General features: G+C 41.5%; 13 protein-coding genes, 6 tRNA genes, 2 pseudogenes and 1 riboswitch. Of the genes and pseudogenes, 16 read left to right on the top strand and 5 right to left on the bottom strand.

All coding sequences use genetic code 11. The features are described from left to right. The first annotated feature begins 125 nt into the window (after positions 1–125). The 8 genes from ACESZG_RS17410 (at position 126) to ppk1 (ending at position 11,872) form a co-directional block, all read left to right on the top strand. Positions 126–1,298, top strand: a complete 1,173-nt coding sequence (locus tag ACESZG_RS17410) for an NADP-dependent malic enzyme (RefSeq protein ID WP_118566138.1) — start codon at positions 126–128, stop codon at positions 1,296–1,298. Positions 1,299–1,684: 386 nt separating this feature from the next. Continuing rightward, entirely contained in the window at positions 1,685–2,299 is a 615-nt protein-coding gene (locus ACESZG_RS17405) for an ECF transporter S component (protein ID WP_118759570.1), read from the top strand. Positions 2,300–2,733: 434 nt separating this feature from the next. After that, positions 2,734–3,981 carry an ABC transporter substrate-binding protein gene (locus tag ACESZG_RS17400; RefSeq protein WP_373218838.1) on the top strand — a complete coding sequence of 416 codons (1,248 nt, stop codon included), beginning with the start codon at positions 2,734–2,736 and terminating at the stop codon, positions 3,979–3,981. 156 nt (positions 3,982–4,137) lie between these two features. Next, complete coding sequence (locus ACESZG_RS17395; protein ID WP_055058735.1) at positions 4,138–5,190, top strand: carbohydrate ABC transporter permease; 1,053 nt, start codon at positions 4,138–4,140, stop codon at positions 5,188–5,190. Beyond that, a complete protein-coding gene (locus tag ACESZG_RS17390; protein ID WP_008705790.1) occupies positions 5,190–6,050 on the top strand; it encodes a carbohydrate ABC transporter permease in 861 nt (286 codons plus the stop codon). Before ACESZG_RS17395 ends, ACESZG_RS17390 begins: the two co-directional genes overlap by 1 nt. A 497-nt stretch (positions 6,051–6,547) precedes the next feature. Beyond that, complete coding sequence (locus ACESZG_RS17385; RefSeq protein ID WP_022380860.1) at positions 6,548–7,957, top strand: MATE family efflux transporter; 1,410 nt, start codon at positions 6,548–6,550, stop codon at positions 7,955–7,957. A 112-nt stretch (positions 7,958–8,069) separates the two neighbouring features. After that, positions 8,070–8,176: riboswitch (NiCo riboswitch) on the top strand. Between the two features lie 305 nt (positions 8,177–8,481). Then, entirely contained in the window at positions 8,482–9,408 is a 927-nt protein-coding gene (locus ACESZG_RS17380) for a cation diffusion facilitator family transporter (RefSeq protein ID WP_373218836.1), read from the top strand. Positions 9,409–9,763: 355 nt separating this feature from the next. After that, positions 9,764–11,872: a polyphosphate kinase 1 gene (ppk1, locus tag ACESZG_RS17375; RefSeq protein WP_020993411.1), complete on the top strand. Its 2,109-nt coding sequence runs from the start codon at positions 9,764–9,766 to the stop codon at positions 11,870–11,872. Positions 11,873–12,062: 190 nt separating this feature from the next. Here the strand turns inward: ppk1 and ACESZG_RS17370 are convergent. Both ACESZG_RS17370 and ACESZG_RS17365 read right to left on the bottom strand, forming a co-directional pair. Next, positions 12,063–12,133: transfer RNA gene (locus tag ACESZG_RS17370), tRNA-Trp, on the bottom strand. A gap of 110 nt (positions 12,134–12,243) precedes the next feature. Beyond that, a tRNA-Ser gene (locus ACESZG_RS17365) sits at positions 12,244–12,331 on the bottom strand. Positions 12,332–12,533: 202 nt separating this feature from the next. On the opposite strand from ACESZG_RS17365, the gene epsC reads away from it, so the two are divergent. The 5 genes from epsC (at position 12,534) to ACESZG_RS17340 (ending at position 14,110) form a co-directional block, all read left to right on the top strand. Next, entirely contained in the window at positions 12,534–13,460 is a 927-nt protein-coding gene (epsC, locus tag ACESZG_RS17360) for a serine O-acetyltransferase EpsC (protein WP_008705761.1), read from the top strand. Between the two features lie 339 nt (positions 13,461–13,799). Then, positions 13,800–13,870: transfer RNA gene (locus ACESZG_RS17355), tRNA-Gly, on the top strand. A 3-nt stretch (positions 13,871–13,873) separates the two neighbouring features. Continuing rightward, positions 13,874–13,946 (top strand) — tRNA-Gly (locus tag ACESZG_RS17350). A 17-nt stretch (positions 13,947–13,963) separates the two neighbouring features. Then, positions 13,964–14,034: transfer RNA gene (locus ACESZG_RS17345), tRNA-Gly, on the top strand. 3 nt (positions 14,035–14,037) lie between these two features. Beyond that, positions 14,038–14,110: transfer RNA gene (locus ACESZG_RS17340), tRNA-Gly, on the top strand. Positions 14,111–14,142: 32 nt separating this feature from the next. Here the strand turns inward: ACESZG_RS17340 and ACESZG_RS17335 are convergent. The 3 genes and pseudogenes from ACESZG_RS17335 to ACESZG_RS17325 all read right to left on the bottom strand — a co-directional run bounded on the left by ACESZG_RS17335 (position 14,143) and on the right by ACESZG_RS17325 (position 15,809). After that, positions 14,143–14,352 carry a DUF378 domain-containing protein gene (locus tag ACESZG_RS17335; RefSeq protein ID WP_373218823.1) on the bottom strand — a complete coding sequence of 70 codons (210 nt, stop codon included), beginning with the start codon at positions 14,350–14,352 and terminating at the stop codon, positions 14,143–14,145. 196 nt (positions 14,353–14,548) lie between these two features. Next, a complete protein-coding gene (locus ACESZG_RS17330; RefSeq protein ID WP_118587179.1) occupies positions 14,549–15,610 on the bottom strand; it encodes a DUF5067 domain-containing protein in 1,062 nt (353 codons plus the stop codon). Positions 15,611–15,662: 52 nt separating this feature from the next. After that, positions 15,663–15,809: pseudogene (locus tag ACESZG_RS17325) on the bottom strand (DUF6783 domain-containing protein). Here ACESZG_RS17325 and ACESZG_RS17320 point away from each other — a divergent pair. From ACESZG_RS17320 to ACESZG_RS17310, 3 genes and pseudogenes are all read left to right on the top strand, one after another. Then, positions 15,768–15,869: pseudogene (locus ACESZG_RS17320) on the top strand (DUF6783 domain-containing protein); the annotation flags it as partial. The pseudogenes ACESZG_RS17325 and ACESZG_RS17320 overlap by 42 nt on opposite strands. A 213-nt stretch (positions 15,870–16,082) precedes the next feature. After that, positions 16,083–17,006, top strand: coding sequence for an alpha/beta fold hydrolase (locus ACESZG_RS17315; RefSeq protein WP_227311583.1), 924 nt, complete (start codon positions 16,083–16,085; stop codon positions 17,004–17,006). 122 nt (positions 17,007–17,128) lie between these two features. After that, positions 17,129–17,278: a hypothetical protein gene (locus ACESZG_RS17310; RefSeq protein WP_155513426.1), complete on the top strand. Its 150-nt coding sequence runs from the start codon at positions 17,129–17,131 to the stop codon at positions 17,276–17,278. Positions 17,279–17,319 lie beyond the last annotated feature (41 nt).

The raw sequence follows: 17,319 nt of genomic DNA, 5'->3' as shown, positions 1-17,319 counted from the left end.
TCTACAGGAAGATGCTGTTTTAGTTATTTTGATAAAAAAGGTCAGAAAAACAGTAGAATCTGAGCCAGGTTAATGTTACAATGTAGGCGTCTCAAAAAAAGAGTGCAGAAGGGAGCCAAAACAAAATGGACTACGCAAAAGAATCTTTAAAAATGCATTATGACTTAAAAGGTAAAATTGAGGTTGTATCAAGAGCCAAAGTAGATTCCAAAGATGCTTTAAGCCTTGCTTACACACCGGGTGTTGCTCAGCCTTGTCTGGAGATCCAGAAGGATGTAAACAAGAGTTATGATCTGACAAGACGCTGGAATACAGTTGCTGTTGTAACAGACGGAACCGCGGTACTTGGACTGGGAGATATCGGACCGGAAGCAGGTATGCCTGTTATGGAAGGCAAATGTGTACTCTTTAAAGAATTCGGCGGTGTAGATGCGATTCCGCTCTGCGTCCGCAGTAAAGATGTTGATGAGATCGTTAAGACAGTAAGTCTTCTGGCCGGATCCTTTGGAGGAATCAACCTTGAGGATATTTCCGCACCGAGATGTTTTGAAATCGAAAGGAAACTGAAAGAATGCTGTGATATTCCGATCTTCCACGATGACCAGCACGGAACAGCAGTTATCACACTTGCAGGTGTTATCAATGCGCTGAAACTGGTTGGCAAGAAGCTTGATGAAGTGAAGATCGTTACTTCCGGAGCAGGTGCTGCAGGTATCGCTATCATCAAACTGTTAATGTCCATGGGACTTAAAAACGTAATCATGACAGACAGAAAGGGTGCAATCTACGAAGGCAGAGAAGGATTAAACCCGATCAAAGAAGAGATGGCTAAGATCACAAACTTCAACAAAGAGAAAGGTACTCTTGCAGAAGTGATCAAAGGCGCAGACATCTTCATCGGTGTATCCGCACCTGGAACACTGACACAGGATATGGTCCGCTCAATGGCAAAAGATCCTATCATCTTTGCATGTGCAAACCCGGTACCTGAAATCTTCCCTGACGAAGCAAAAGCAGCAGGCGCAGCAGTGGTATCCACAGGACGTTCTGATTACCCGAACCAGGTAAACAACGTACTCTGCTTCCCGGGACTTTTCCGTGGTGTACTGGACGCAAGAGCATCAGATGTTAACGATGAAATGAAAGTTGCAGCAGCATATGCAATCGCAGGTCTGGTAAGTGACGAAGAATTAACAGCGGAATATATTCTTCCGGCAGCCTTTGACCCACGTGTAAAAGACGCTGTAGCTAAAGCTGTAGCAGAAGCAGCAAGAAAATCAGGCGTAGCAAGGATTTAAGCAAATAGAATAATGAAGCCCTCTGTTTTCATGTGAGCAGCATGCAGACGGAGGGCTTTTTTGTGTTATAGGAAATTACTCCGTAATGTTCCTATAACACAAAAAGGCCCTCCGGGCAGGATCGCACTGCGACGGAGAGGAATTATGTCGCTGAAGCGACCCGCCGCAGGCGGAGAATCCTGCAAGCAGGATTCTTTTACAGAATATCCAATCTGACCTCTAAAAAATTCAAAAAATTGGTCATTGAAATAATGACACATTTCGCGTATGATAACTTCAACATATTGATGCGTCAATATATAAAAATCTGATAGTGAGAATCAAACAGGCAATCTGGCTTATTGATATGAGCTTTCTATCAGATCATATGAGAGGGGACAGTTATTATGAATACTCAGAACAGCACAATTACAAAACTTGCAGAGACAGCTCTTATGGCTGCGTTATGCTATGTATCTTTTACATTCCTGCAGATTAAGATCCCTGTACCGGGCGGTGATGCAACATCCATCCATATCGGAAATGCATTCTGCGTACTGGCAGCACTTCTGATCGGCGGTGTATACGGCGGATTATCCGGTGCCATCGGAATGGGAATCGCAGACCTGATGGATCCTGTATATATCACAGGCGCACCAAAGACATTTATACTGAAATTCTGTATTGGCCTTATCACAGGTCTGGTAGCACATAAGATTGCAAAGATTAATGAAAGTACAGATAAGAAATACGTTTTCAAATGGAGTGTGATTGCCTCTGTAGCAGGTCTTGCGTTTAATGTTGTGGCAGATCCGATCGTAGGATATTTCTACAAACAGTATATTCTCGGACAGCCTCAGGAACTGGCACAGGCACTTGCAAAAATGAGTGCTGTAGCGACATTATTCAATGCAGTTGTTTCGGTGATTCTGGTAGCAGTGATCTACAATGCAGTACGTCCGGTACTGATCAAGAGCCATCTGCTTACAATCACCGGTAAGAAAAAAGAACAGGCAGCATAAACGGAAACAAAATGAATAAGACATAATAAAACAGCATTTCGGGTGCAGAACCTGAAATGCTGTTTTATTATGTTACAGGAAATTATTCCGTAATGTTCTGCGCAGAAGTTTTTACTTGTCTGACGAAGGAAAAACAGGCACAAGCCATAGGATACAATTCAAAGAGTATGCACTTTTTTGACCTCAAAGTAGCACTTTTTTGGACATAGTGTAATAAGATAGAAAAAAGAAATTGTGCATATTTAACAAATGACGAAAAAGAAAGATAAAAAAATTCAAACTTATGCGAAAAAGGTCTTGCTATTTCAGAAACAAAGTGGTATTATACAACTATCAAAAAACCTTATGCGCAAAAGGTAAAAAGAAACAGTTAAAAAAATGACGAGGTGACGAAAATGAAGAAAAAAGTATTTGCAACACTTTTAGCAGTATCTATGATCGCATCAATGGTTCCGGCAGCAGTATCCGTACAGGCAGCAGACGGTGACAGTATTCGTCTTGTAAACGGTAAGATCGAAGTTGACGCTCAGCTGAAGAAATTAGCTGAAATGTATGAGAAAGAAACAGGAACTAAAGTAGAAATCGAATCCATGGGCGGCGGAATCGATATCCAGGGTACTCTGAAAGGATACTACCAGTCAGATAACATGCCTGACATCTTCGTAAACGGTAGTGGAGCAGACTTTGCTAACTGGACAGATATGTTAGTAGATATGAGCGATCAGGAATGGGCTTCTGATACAGATGCAGCTTATGTTGATGAGAGCCAGGGTACAATCGGTTTCCCATATACAACAGAAGCAATCGGTCTTGCATATAACAAAGACATCCTTGATAAAGCGGGAATTGATCCTTCCACATTAACAAGTCCGGATGCAATCAAAGAAGCATTTGAGACAATTGATTCCAAGAAAGATGAACTTGGACTGACAGCAGTTGTAGGTTATGCAGCAGAACCAGTTAACCTTTACTGGTCAACAGGTAACCATTTATTTGGTACATATCTGGATGAAGGTCTTGACAGAGATGACACTACTTACATTGACATGCTCAATGATGGCGGTAAACTTGACGAAGGCCGTTTCACAGATTTCGCTAACTTTGTAGGTCTTCTGAACCAGTATTCAGATCCTGCGCTCCTTGTTTCCGGTACATATGATCAGCAGATTCTGAACTTCTCATCCGGTAAATATGCATTTGTTACACAGGGATCTTGGATCGGTGCAACAATGGTTGGTGATGACGCTGACGCTTACAAAGAAGCTGGTAACTTCGAAGTTGGTATGATCCCGTACGCATTCGAAGATGGACAGGATACAATCCTTACAAGCTCCCCATCCTGGTGGTCCGTATACAAAGATGGTAATGTAGAAGCAGCAGAAGCATTCCTTCAGTGGCTGACAACAGACGAAGCTCAGGAAGTCCTCGTAAAAGAAGCTGGATTCGTAAGTCCATTCAAATCCTGCACAATCGTAGGCGACGATCCGTTTGCTCAGACAATTACTGATTATCAGAAAGCAGAAAAGACATCCGCATGGCACTGGTCAATTCCAGGTTTCAAAGAAGGTATCGCACAGAACTATACAGGTCAGGTATTTGCTGACTATGCATCTGGAAGCCTTGATGAAGCTGGATTTGTAAAGACAATGCAGCAGGTTCTTGAAAGTGCATATGCAAACTAATAATTGAAACTTATGGGCGGCGCTTATGTTGCCGCCCACTTTTATTTGCGCTGCATACCTGAGTAAAGGTCCGGCAGACCTTTACCCAGGTACGCAAAAAGTTTAAGACGCATTGATTTTTGCTTTGAAATAAGAAATAGGAAGGATGAAGGCAAAATGAATACAAACAGTGCTAGTAAAAAAGCAATTTCCATGGTATGCCTGATAGCCGGTATTATTTTACTGGCAGCAGCATTGATTCAGGATATTTCCGGAAGCGGAGCTGGCTGGAGAGGTCCGGCGCTGATCATCGGTGCAATTGGCATCTTACTGGGAATGTATTTATTCCCAACATTAAAACATCACAGAAGCATCGTTAACTTTATATTTGTATTTCCGTTGTTATTTACATTTGTAGTAACAGTTATTATTCCATTATGCCTTGGTGTATTCTATTCCTTTACAGACTGGAATGGAATCAAGATGACAGGATTTATAGGATTTGCAAACTATAAGGCAATGTTCAGTGAACCAAGTTTCCTCTGGTCACTGATCATCACAATTCTGTTTGTAGTTCTGAATATGGTTCTGGTAAATGTAGTAGCGTTTATGCTTGCATTACTCTGTACCTCTAAGATTAAGGGACTCTCATTCTTCAGAGCTTCCTATTTCCTGCCAAACCTGATCGGCGGTATCGTACTTGGTTATGTATGGCAGTTCGTATTTAACAACGTACTGATCAAGATGACAAATAATATTTCACTTCTGTCAAAGACAAACACAGCTATGATGGCTATCATCGTTGTTTATATCTGGCAGTATGCAGGTTATATCATGCTGATCTATGTAACAGGTCTGACACAGGTACCTAAAGATGTACTGGAAGCATCTCAGATCGATGGCGCAAATGCTGTTACAACATTATTTAAGATTAAGATTCCGATGATCGCAGCTACAATTACAATCTGTACATTCCTTACCTTAACATCAGCATTCAAACAGTTCGATGTTAACATGGCTTTGACAAATGGTACAGGTTCTGTCGCAAGTTTCTTCGGAAACTATCTGACAAACGGTACTCAGATGCTGGCTCTGAATATTTACAATACAGCAATCTCCAAGAACAATTATGCACTTGGTCAGGCGAAAGCTATTCTGTTCTTCATTATCCTGGCTGCTGTATCTATTATTCAGGTTAGAATTTCCAATAAGAAGGAGGTTGAAATGTAATGGTTACGAAGAAAACTCCAAAGGTAGTGCTTACAGCTGTTGCGATTGTTATCGCAGCGTACATATTATCTCCTTTCTATCTGGTACTTATTAATACATTTAAGAATGCAAACGGTATTGTTGCAAATCCTGTAAGCTTTGCAGGTGCAAGCTTTGCACAGTTTAAGACAAATATTTCAAACGTTGTCAACAACTCCAACTTCAGTTTCTGGAGTGCATTCGGAACATCTGCGATCATTACAGTTGTTTCCCTTGTATTACTTGCTTTATTCGGTGGTATGGCTGCATGGGTTATCTGCCGTAACAAGACAAAATGGTCCACAGCTATTTACATGACATTCATCGCATCCATGACAATTCCTTTCCAGGTAGTTATGCTTCCTCTGGTTTCTACATTCCGTGATGTAGGTAAATTCCTTGGAATCAACATGCTTCAGTCTGTTCCTGGTATTGTATTTGCATACTGTGGATTCGGTGGTGCTATGACAGTATTTATCTTAACTGGTTTTATTAAAGGTATTCCATATGAACTGGAAGAAGCAGCAGCGATTGACGGATGTTCTCCTGAGGGAACTTTCTTCCGCATTATCCTTCCGCTTCTGAAACCGGTTATTGTTACTGTTACTATTCTGAATGGTATGTGGATCTGGAACGATTACCTTCTTCCTTCTCTGATGTTAGGACAGAATGGTAAGGTTAAGACTCTTCCGGTTGCTGTACAGGCGTTTGTTGGTTCTTATGTTAAGCAGTGGGATCTGATCCTTACTGCAGCACTCCTGGCAATGATTCCGATGATCATCGTATTCCTGCTTGCTCAGAAGCAGATTATGAATGGTATGGTTGAGGGTGCTATTAAATAGGCTTGCAAATACTTTTTGAATAGCTGTCGTTTCCTCATTTATTGGGGACGACAGCTTTTTTATGGTTTCAAAGGGGACGCGAAGAAAAATAAATGTTTTGAACCACGGCTGCGGGGGCAGGAACTCTAAGCCTTTGGAAATTTGCTAAAACCATGCCAGAAAAATTCAAACTCGCTTCGCTCAGACAGTGAATTTTTCTGACATAACGCAAATTCCCAAAGACTAAGAGTTGCTACACCCCCTGTAGATGTGGTTAAAAACATTTATTTTTCTTCGCTGTGAACTGGCTGGGACTGTGAATGATAGTATGGAAGTGTGTTATCAGATATGGAGTGGAGAAAAAACGGAACAGAAACGGAATAGAAAATGGTAGTATAAATTTATTGATATGGGGTTGAAATGTTGGGGGTTTTATAGTAATGTAGGTGATACAACGCTTAAGGCGAGGGCTGTCTCGGGACAGTCTGTTTTTGTGAAGAAGGATGAGGAAAAGTTTTATGGAGAGGACGAAAGAAAGGTCATCGTTTCGTAAGAAGTTTATCGGTGACAGGAAGTTTTATATGATGGTTCTGGCTGTGGCTGTTCCGATCATGATTCAGAATGGAATTACGAATTTCGTGAGTCTGCTGGATAATATTATGATCGGGCGGATCGGTACGGAGCAGATGTCGGGGGCTTCCATTGTGAATCAGTTGATTTTTGTCTATAATCTGTGCATTTTCGGAGGGGTATCCGGAGCGGGTATTTTCACGGCACAGTATTTTGGACAGAAGGATCACGAGGGTGTGAGGCAGACATTCAGGTATAAGTTCTGGATGGCTGTGATTCTGACGATTGGAACGATTTTGCTGTTTTTTACTGTTGGAGAGAATCTGATCAGTATGTATCTTCAGGGAGAGGGTACTGCGCAGCAGATCGCAGATACGCTTAAGTATGGAAAGCAGTATCTGGATATTATGCTGTTGGGATTGCCGCCGTTTATGATGGTGCAGATTTATTCCAGTACTCTGAGAGAGTGCGGAGAGACTGTTCTGCCAATGAAAGCCGGGGTTGTGGCAATCTGTGTGAATCTGTTGTTTAATTATCTGTTGATCTATGGTGTATTTTTCTTCCCTAGACTGGGTGTGAGAGGTGCGGCAATCGCAACTGTGCTGTCACGTTATGTGGAGGCGGCAATTGTAATAGGCTGGACACACAGGCATACGGAGAAGAATGCATTTGCAAAGGGGCTGTACAGCACGCTTAAGGTTCCTGCGAATCTGACAAAGAAGATTCTGGTCAAGGGTACACCGCTGTTGTTTAATGAGACTTTATGGGCTTCTGCCATGGCGATGCTGACTCAGTGTTATTCGATTCGAGGGCTGAATGTGGTTGCTTCGCTGAATATTTCCAATACCATCAACAATGTGTTTAATATTGTGTTTATTGCGCTGGGAGATTCTGTTGCGATTATTGTGGGACAGCTTCTGGGTGCGGGAGATATGAAGAAAGCGAGAGATACAGATAACAAGATGATCGCGTTCTCAGTGATGTGTTGTACCTGTGTGGCAATGGTGATGTTTGTTATGGCGCCGCTGTTTCCAATGCTTTATAATACCAATGATGAGGCAAGGGAGCTGGCGAAGTATCTGATTATGATCACTGCATTCTTTATGCCGCAGAATGCGTTTTTGCATGCAACCTATTTTACTCTGCGTTCCGGTGGGAAGACGATTATTACGTTCCTGTTTGACAGTGTGTTTATCTGGTGCGTCAGTGTGCCAATCGCGTTTGTGCTGAGTCGTTATACAGGGATTCATGTGCTTGTGATTTATGCATGTGTGCAGCTGGCGGATTTGATTAAGTGTGTGATTGGATTTGTGCTGGTTAAGAAGGGTGTGTGGCTGCAGAATATTGTTTCATCATGATAAAAATTTTCAATAACATTTGGCTTGACTAACCGATATACTATAGTGTATTATCAGAAAAAATATTTATATTCTCTTTGCACTGCATTACATTCAACAGAATGCGAGATCAACAGTACAAACTGAGCAGGCGATGCCCGAGATGCTCGAGGGCGTGGGGCCGGGCCGCGCGAAGCGGCAGCAGATATGAAAATTTTCAGACATATCTGTGGGACAGTGTATGTTCCGCAGGTGTGTCTTTTTGTTTTCTGAAAAGTATGTTTTGGAAAGATTTTCTTTTAGAGGGATTTTTTTAGGAGGATTTTCTGAGACAGGTGCAGTTCCGAAATACAAAAAGACCCCTGTAAGACCGCACTTTGATAAGTCACAGAAAGGAAATATGTTTTCTGACTGTGGCGCAATGTATGTGACATAAGAAGAACCTGTAAACTCAAATATAGGAAAGTACAAAAGCTTATATATTTGAAAAGAAAATTTAGGAGGTCCTGGTTATGGAACAGACAAAAAAATTAAACATGACAGCAATGTCAGACAAGACAAACAGTAACACGACAGCTAAGAAGGAAGAGCCTGCATGGGAACATAAGGTGGCAATGAAGGTATCAGGTGTGAGTATTGCAGTAAACCTGTTACTTTCCTTATTTAAATTACTTGCCGGAATTCTGGCACATTCAGGTGCCATGATCTCAGATGCGATTCATTCAGCATCTGATGTGGGAAGTACTTTCGTAGTAATAGTCGGTGTGAATTTATCCAGCAAAAAATCCGATAAGGAGCATCAGTATGGACATGAGCGGATGGAATGTGTATCTTCCATTATTTTGTCCGGGTTACTTCTGGCAACCGGTATCGGAATCGGCATGAGTGGAATTGAGAACATTATTAAGAGTACTTCAGGAGCAAGCATTGCAATTCCCGGAACATTGGCACTGATTGCGGCAGTTGTTTCTATTGTAGTGAAGGAGTGGATGTTCTGGTATACCAGAAGTGCTGCGAAGAAAATAAATTCCGGTGCACTGATGGCGGATGCATGGCACCATCGTTCAGATGCAATGTCTTCTGTTGGTGCATTTATCGGTATCTTGGGTGCAAGACTTGGCTTCCCGATCCTGGATCCGATTGCCAGTGTTGCAATCTGTGTACTGATCGTGAAAGCATCTGTGGATATTTTCAGAGATGCAATTGATAAGATGGTTGACCATTCCTGCGATGAGGCAACAGAAGAGAGCATGAGAGAAGTGATCATGGGAGTGAAAGGAGTGAAGGGAATCGACCTTCTCCAGACACGATTATTTGGTTCTAAGATGTATGTGGATATTGAAATCTCAGCAGATGGTGAGATTCCACTGAATGAGGCACATGACATTGCGGAAAATGTTCATCATAGTATAGAGAAGAATTTTAAAAATGTAAAACACTGTATGGTTCATGTGAATCCGGTGAATGAGTAAATAAAAAGCGAGACTGTCCGAAGTATAATCTGGGCAGTCTTGTTTTTTATTGGATAATCATCTATGCTATAAGCAAAACTCGTATTATCTGTTCTTTGTATGGCAGTAAGTCTGGGAAGCGTACAGAAAATACAGGTAGCGAAAGGACTGCTATAGAATAGCAGAAATCACTTTTTTATTGAGAAACAGATAAATTTATTTGTTTGACTGGAAATTTTACGTAAATATAACATGGACATTCCATGGAATTGATATTCAAAGTTTATAATTCTAAACGTTATGGGATGTCAGAGTCAAAAGGTTTGATAAATTTTGCCACTGATATCACGAATAAAAAGAGTGAGGAATTATCCGAATGAAAAAACAACAGAAAAAGACAAAAGAAATTACGGTACCTGTATATATGATGAACAGAGAACTGTCCTGGCTGAAGTTTAATGAGAGAGTTTTAAATGAGGCGGGAAATCCAAGAGTTCCGCTTGCAGAGAGACTGACATTTGCCGCTATTTATCAGTCAAATCTGGATGAATTTTACAGAGTCAGAGTCGGAACTCTGATGGATCAGATGGAAGCATCTGAAGTAATACGTGAGAATAAAACAAACATGACCAGTGAAGAACAGGTAACTGCAATCATTCAGGCCACCAGAGATCTGGATCAGAAAAAGGCAGCTATCTATGAACAGCTGATGGGAGAACTGGAGCCTTACGGAGTGCGTCTGATCAATTTTAACAGATTATCGGCAGAGGAAGGCAAGCTTCTGGAAACATATTTTGATCAGGAGATCGCACCGTATCTGTCTGCAAATATTGTGAGCAAACAGCAGCCATTTCCATTCCTGAAAAATAAAAATATTTATGCAGTGGCATCACTGATGAGCAAGGGTGGAAAAACAAAAACAGCTATTATCCCTTGCAGTAATACTGTATTCAGACGTTTGATCGATATTCCTACAAGAAAAGGGACTTTCATGCTTTCAGAGGAACTGATTCTTCATTTTCTGCCGAAAATGTTTAAGAGTTATGAGATCAGGGAGAAAGCGCTGCTCCGTATTACCAGAAATGCAGATATTGATACAGAAACCATTTATGATGAGGATCTGGATTACAGGGATGCAATGGAGAATCTGATCAAGCAGAGAAGACGAATGAATCCTGTAAGAATGGAATTATCCAGAGAATTAAATAAAAAGATGATAAGTTCACTCTGTAAGGAGCTTCATGTGGATAAAGAACACGTATTTTTGACCAGGGTTCCGCTTGATATGTCCTTTGTATTCGGACTTCAGGGATATCTGAGGAATACTGCCCAGGACAAACTTTTCTATCAGAGAAGAACTCCCAGAATGACACCGGAGCTAGATGACAAGAGTGCCCTGATTCCACAGATCATGAAGAAAGATGTACTGTTATCCTATCCATTTGAAAATATCAGATCTTTTATTAATCTTCTGAATGAGGCTGCAAAGGATGATTCTGTTGTATCCATCAAGATGACATTATATCGTCTGGCGGACAAGAGCCAGATTGTAGATGCTCTGGTGGAAGCAGCAGAAAACGGAAAAGAAGTTGTTGTACTTGTAGAGCTGAGAGCCAGATTTGATGAGGAAAGCAATATTGAATATTCCAGAAAACTGGAAGAAGCTGGCTGCAGAGTAATCTATGGACTGAATGGATATAAAGTACATTCCAAGCTGTGCCTGATCTCCAGAAAAACAGATAAGGGTGTGTCCTATATTACACAGATCGGTACAGGTAATTATAATGAAAAAACATCTGCACTTTATACAGACCTGTCGCTGATCACAGCAAACCAGGAAATCGGAAAAGAAGCAGCAGAAGTGTTTGCGGCACTTCTGAAAGGGGAAGTTGTTGAGAAATCCAATCTTCTTCTGGTTGCACCGAAATGTCTGCAGAACAGAGTTCTGGATATGATACAGGAAGAAATCGACCAGGTGAAACAGGGAAAGGAAGGCTATATTGGAATCAAGATCAATTCCCTGACAGATAAGGTGATCATCAATAAACTGGTGGAAGCATCTCAGGCAGGAGTAAAGATAGAGATGGTCGTCAGAGGTATCTGCTGTCTGATTCCGGAGATTAAGGGATATACAGAGAATATCAAGGTTGTAAGTATTGTAGGCCGTTATCTGGAGCATTCCAGAATCTACCGTTTCGGTACAAAAGAAAGAGAAAAAATATATATTGCATCTGCTGACTTTATGACAAGAAATACAGTCCGTCGTGTGGAGGTGGCTGCTCCGGTTCTTAATGAGAAATTAAAGGAACGTCTGGACTGGATGTTCGAGACCATGATGAATGATGATGAAAAAGGAAAGAGACTGACAGAAACAGGAAATTATGCAGACAGAAGCCTGAATGATGTCAAACTCAATTCCCAGGAAATCTTTTATGCCATGGCATACAGCAATGCGGAGAAGACCCAGAAAAAAAGAGAAGATTGAAAAGTAGAAGATTAAGAAGAAATATTTGTTGACAATATTGTAGATTGCCTGAAAAAGATACTATGTGGATCAGTATAATAGATTCATATAGTATCTTTTTGATTACTTCTATGATTACTTTTGATCATCCGAGATAAAACGAAAACGCCCGAAACCCAGTAAATACAAGGCTTTCGAGCGTTTTTAAGAGCAGGGGATGAGAGAATCGAACTCCCACCAAAGGTTTTGGAGACCCCTATCATACCATTTGACCAATCCCCTATCAAAACCAACTTGTAAAATTTCTTTTACTGTTGCAATTATACATATAAAAGCAACGATTGTCAAGCTTATTGTGCATTTTTATTATAAAGAATTTTACAAAGAAAGAGCGGAGATGGAGGGATTTGAACCCTCGCACCGGTTGCCCGGCCTGCCGCATTTCGAGTGCGGTCCCTTCAGCCTCTTGGGTACATCTCCATATTAAGATTAGAAACAGTTCTGAAGTGTAACTGGAACTGTTTTTTATTATATAAGGAATCTACGGAAAGGTCAATTCTTTTTTTATTGACGAATTGGTTTTGCTGTAATAAGATAATAACAAAATGCGGTTGTGTACCCTCTGGATTGCTATTGTCTGGGGATAATAAGCAGCTGCGAGGAAAGCAGATAGGTGACGATTATGACAGATAAGAAGAAAACAATTCTGGAGGCTGTGGAGAAGCTGACAGATACTTACCGTAAAGAAGAACTCTTTCTGGGAAAGGACAGAGAACGTCTTCCAAATAAGAAAGAGATTATTAACTTCATTAAAGATATGAGGTCTATTATTTTTCCCGGATATTTCAGTGTGGATTCCAGTGCCAGCGTGTTTCCGGAGCATTATGTGGCATATCGCCTGAATGATCTGTATGACTGCTTGCAGGAGCAGATTGAGATTGCATTTTTATATCAGGGTGAAGAAGAACAGAAGGCCAAAGAACATGCAGAGCAGATTACAGAGCGATTTTTTGCAAATGTTCCGGAAATTCAGCGTATGCTGCTGACTGACCTGCAGGCAGGTTTTGACGGTGACCCGGCTGCCAAGAGTAAAGAGGAGATCATTTTCTCTTATCCTGGATTTTATGCAATTTATGTATACAGACTTGCACATGTTCTGTATCTGGAAAATGTGCCGTTTATTCCAAGAATTATGTCTGAATATGCACATGGTTATACAGGTATCGATATCAATCCGGGTGCTACGATTGGAGAATATTTCTTCATTGACCATGGAACCGGTGTTGTAATCGGTGAGACTACAGAGATTGGAAAGAATGTGAAGTTATATCAGGGCGTGACTCTTGGCGCACTTTCCACCCGTCAGGGACAGCTGCTTGCCAATGTGAAGAGACATCCGACGATCAGAGATAATGTGACGATTTATTCTAACTCTTCTGTGCTGGGCGGTGAGACTGTGATAGGAGAGAATACGATCATCGGAGGTAATACCTTTATTACAGCATCTATTCCGGCAAACACCAAGGTCAGTGCGAAGAGTCCTGAGCTTGTGATCAAGAAACCAAGAAGTTCAGTGGAAGCTACGAATGTATGGGATTGGGAGAACTGATCTCTGGTTAACACTGTAAAATTTTGTTTTCCTGACAGGTTCCATCATATACAGTGAGTCCAGGCTTTCATCGTGGAAAGTAATAAGCAGCAGGTGGAAATTTGCTTATATCAGGAGGAGTGAAAGCTCCTTCTGATAAACTGCGTAGCAGTTATTCGGTATAGAGCTGAGTAGCGAAACGGATAATTTTATCCGCCTGACAAAATTGTCTGCCAGATGATAATTTGTATGTGTTGTTAAAAAAACAGAAAAAAATTTAAATTTAGTGTTGACAAATACAGTTTCATCATATATACTAATCTTCGTTGATGCGACAGAGATGCACAGACAACAAGCTGTGCGGGTGTAGTTCAATGGTAGAACACCAGCCTTCCAAGCTGGATACGTGGGTTCGATTCCCATCACCCGCTTATGCGATAGTGGCGTAGTTGGTAACGCGCGACCTTGCCAAGGTCGAGACCGCGGGTTCGAGCCCCGTCTATCGCTCTTTTAACTGAATATCTGCGGGTGTAGTTCAATGGTAGAACACCAGCCTTCCAAGCTGGATACGTGGGTTCGATTCCCATCACCCGCTTGTGCGATAGTGGCGTAGTTGGTAACGCGCGACCTTGCCAAGGTCGAGACCGCGGGTTCGAGCCCCGTCTATCGCTCTTGGGACTTCGGAGAATCCGAAGTCCTTTTTTTATTCTGATTCAGAATCTGAATCGCTGTAGAAGCTCAGAAGACAGAGACCGCAAATTCCTACCAGACCATATATGATTCTGGAAATCCAGCTCATGCTTCCGAAAAGGAGAGCAACCAGATTCAGATTGAAAAAACCGATCAGTCCCCAGTTAACAGCTCCGATGATGGAAATCGTCAGTGCCGTATATCTTAAACATTTACTTCCCATAAGTCACCATCCTTTCGTCTCCCTGTGGCTGCAGACAGCTCTGACAGGAATCATAAAGCTATTACATTTCATATTGTTCCATGGAAGACAAAAAATATGCACAGCAGGTTCAAATTAATTTTGAATCGCTGTGCATATTTTAACAGAATCAAATAAGTTCCCTGCCTCAATTGAGGAACTCTGTCTGACAATCGGATTATTTTACTTTAAGTATCTGTCTGGCAGTTGCATCCTCATCAAAGGAAAATGCCTCCTGTGCCTGAACCGTTACATCACTCTCATCTGTCAGTGTAAATGCCTGGCATACATTAACGGTCTGTCCGGGCTGAATCTCAGCTGTAAAATGATCAATCGCATCGTCATTATTCTCGGGAATCGCTGCCTCGCAGGATTCTCCATGCTGGTAGGCTTTTAGGCTGACATCAACCATTGCGCTGGATGCAGAGGAAGAATTATTGGTGTAATCGTAATAAACCATAATACATGGATTTCCGGCAAAGTCTTTGGTAATCGTATGTTTGGTATATTTGATCGTAAATTTTTCTGTTGTGAGATTAAGCGTATCATCTGCAGATGCTTCCGATGCATTGGAAGAAGAACCTGAGGAATCTTCACTGTCCATATTGTTGAGGGAATTGTTTATTTCTTCTTCAACACTCTTGAAGTTTGCTGACATGATTTTTACTGTCTCATCATCCAGAGAAACAATTTTCCATCCGGAATCTGTTTTGATCACCGGATAGGTGATATCTGTTTCGGAGAATACATCTTTTTCCACTTTTTTTGCCTGTTCACTCAGAATAGAAGCAAGTTTTGCCTGTGTCTCTTCTTCTGTAAGCTTGTTTCCGGCATAAGCGTTGGAAACGATCTGACGGAGAAATTCAGTGATAGTTGCTTTATAAATATTAGTTCCGTCAATGTAAGTGATATGTGCTGTGACAGAAGCTGTACCATTCTGAATATCAAATCTGTTTTTCGTGATTTTATAAGTCATTTTTTTGTTGATCTCTGAGAAGAAATCTGTGTATGCGGCATCTCGGATATCAGCATTGTCCAGTGCGGTGAGATCACTGCTCTGAATCAGGGATTCCATCGTGTCGAAGTCCATTTTCTTCATGCTGTCAAGAAAATGTTCCACTGCTTTTCGTGGCTGCTGTCGCTGATAGAAATAGAAGCCGGTACCTCCTCCAATGGCGAGAATCAGGATCAGAATGAAAATGATCAGCCCGGCATGTCCTTTTTTATTACTTTTTGTCATATTGCCTCCTGTCTTAGAGTATGCTTGAAAAATGCTTTACGCAAGATGTGCGTCACAATTTGTGGGAATGATTTTTCAAACACACTTTAGAGCGTGTCTGAAAAATCATTCCCGCAATCTGCACGCCCCACTTTGCGGGATATTTCACCCGAATTCAGTTGCCGTAGCCCGCTACGGCGCCCTCATCCGGGCAAAATATCCCACAAATTGTGACGCACATCTTGCAGAAAGCCTTTTTCAGACACACTCTAGAGCATAACTGCTCTGAAACGTATTATGTTAAAAAGTTTCAATTTTATATCTGCGTTACTGAGAAAAAGAGTGAACAGTAACGATATAATTGATTATATCAGAATGCGTTGACAATGGCAATTGTCTTACTTATAATCAAAATTATAGTAATCAGAGTGTAACATCAGAGCGGATAACATAAACAATAATATGCGAAAATACAGAAAGAAGGCGTGGATCTATGAAGTATGAGAGTTCTTTTAAATCAGAAGCAGACGGGCTTGAGATTTCGGTCATGGCACTGATACCGGATAAGAAACCCTATCGTGCAATTGTACAGCTGGTTCATGGAATGAGTGAGCATAAAGATAGATATATCCCGTTTATGCAGTATCTGGCAAAGCTTGGATATGTGGTGGTGATCCATGATCACAGAGGACATGGAAAAAGTGTAAAACATCAGGATGATCTCGGCTTTACATACGGTGGGGGAGCACAGGCGATGCTTCAGGATATCCGGACAGTGAACAGGAAAATCCATGCATACTATCCGGAACTTCCGCTGATCCTGATGGGGCACAGTATGGGCTCGCTGGCAGTGAGGGCATTTGTGGCAGAACATGACAGCTGCGTAGATATGCTGATCGTGTGCGGTTCTCCAAGCTACAATACTGCCATGCCTCTGGGAGTTGCCATTGCAAAGACAGAGAAAGCAGTCTTTGGACCGAGACACAGAAGTAAACTTATCGAAACAATGTCATTTGGTGCAGGGGCAATGAAATTCCGAAAGGATAAGAGATGTACAGCCTGGATCTGTTCTGATCCTGATGTGGCGAAAGAATATGAGGAATCCGAATTGTGTGGTTTCACTTTTACGGACGATGCGTATCTGGCATTATTTGAACTGATGAAGCGTGCCTATGATGTGGAGCATTTTTCCTGTACAAATCCAGATATGCCGGTATTGTTTGTAAGCGGGGCTGAGGATCCCTGTCTGATCAATGTGCGCCATTTTGCAAAGACAGTGCGGGCTATGCGACGGGCCGGTTATAAAGATGTAAAGGGGAAACTGTATCCGGGAATGCGTCATGAAATTCTTAATGAGATCGGCAAGGAGCAGGTTTATCGTGATATTGCTGTCTATATGAGAAAAAAAGGTTTCTGAGTGGATGTATAAAATGGAGAGATATCCGGTTAAACTATAACGATCTGTAACTATTTGTTGTTTGATGGCTGCGAATTGCTATAGAACCATTAAAATCCATTTTAAGAGAGGAGAACCGGATATTGGGAAAAAACAAAATGATATTGTTGCTGATACTTGTTTTCAGCATTGGCTGTGCAGGCTGTACGGAGAAAAATCCGGCGGCAGAACAGGGAGAACTTGTAAAAAATGAGAGACTGTCGGAGCAATTCGGCAGTCTTTCTCGCTGTTAAGGTATAAGACTTTACGTTTGAATAATTGTGCGTCGCATTCT

The organism is Blautia sp. Marseille-P2398, assembly GCF_964240315.1.
Lineage (GTDB): Bacteria > Bacillota > Clostridia > Lachnospirales > Lachnospiraceae > Blautia_A > Blautia_A wexlerae.
This window is presented reverse-complemented; position numbering and strand designations above follow the sequence as displayed.

What these genes read in the sequence shown, in the direction of transcription:
- ACESZG_RS17410 (WP_118566138.1), top strand. Translation starts at nt 126, where the DNA reads ATGGACTACGCAAAAGAATCTTTAAAAATGCATTATGACTTAAAAGGT.
- ACESZG_RS17405 (WP_118759570.1), top strand. Translation starts at nt 1,685, where the DNA reads ATGAATACTCAGAACAGCACAATTACAAAACTTGCAGAGACAGCTCTT.
- ACESZG_RS17400 (WP_373218838.1), top strand. Translation starts at nt 2,734, where the DNA reads ATGATCGCATCAATGGTTCCGGCAGCAGTATCCGTACAGGCAGCAGAC.
- ACESZG_RS17395 (WP_055058735.1), top strand. Translation starts at nt 4,138, where the DNA reads ATGAATACAAACAGTGCTAGTAAAAAAGCAATTTCCATGGTATGCCTG.
- ACESZG_RS17390 (WP_008705790.1), top strand. Translation starts at nt 5,190, where the DNA reads ATGGTTACGAAGAAAACTCCAAAGGTAGTGCTTACAGCTGTTGCGATT.
- ACESZG_RS17385 (WP_022380860.1), top strand. Translation starts at nt 6,548, where the DNA reads ATGGAGAGGACGAAAGAAAGGTCATCGTTTCGTAAGAAGTTTATCGGT.
- ACESZG_RS17380 (WP_373218836.1), top strand. Translation starts at nt 8,482, where the DNA reads ATGTCAGACAAGACAAACAGTAACACGACAGCTAAGAAGGAAGAGCCT.
- ppk1 (WP_020993411.1), top strand. Translation starts at nt 9,764, where the DNA reads ATGAAAAAACAACAGAAAAAGACAAAAGAAATTACGGTACCTGTATAT.
- epsC (WP_008705761.1), top strand. Translation starts at nt 12,534, where the DNA reads ATGACAGATAAGAAGAAAACAATTCTGGAGGCTGTGGAGAAGCTGACA.
- ACESZG_RS17335 (WP_373218823.1), bottom strand. Translation starts at nt 14,352, where the DNA reads ATGGGAAGTAAATGTTTAAGATATACGGCACTGACGATTTCCATCATC.
- ACESZG_RS17330 (WP_118587179.1), bottom strand. Translation starts at nt 15,610, where the DNA reads ATGACAAAAAGTAATAAAAAAGGACATGCCGGGCTGATCATTTTCATT.
- ACESZG_RS17315 (WP_227311583.1), top strand. Translation starts at nt 16,083, where the DNA reads ATGAAGTATGAGAGTTCTTTTAAATCAGAAGCAGACGGGCTTGAGATT.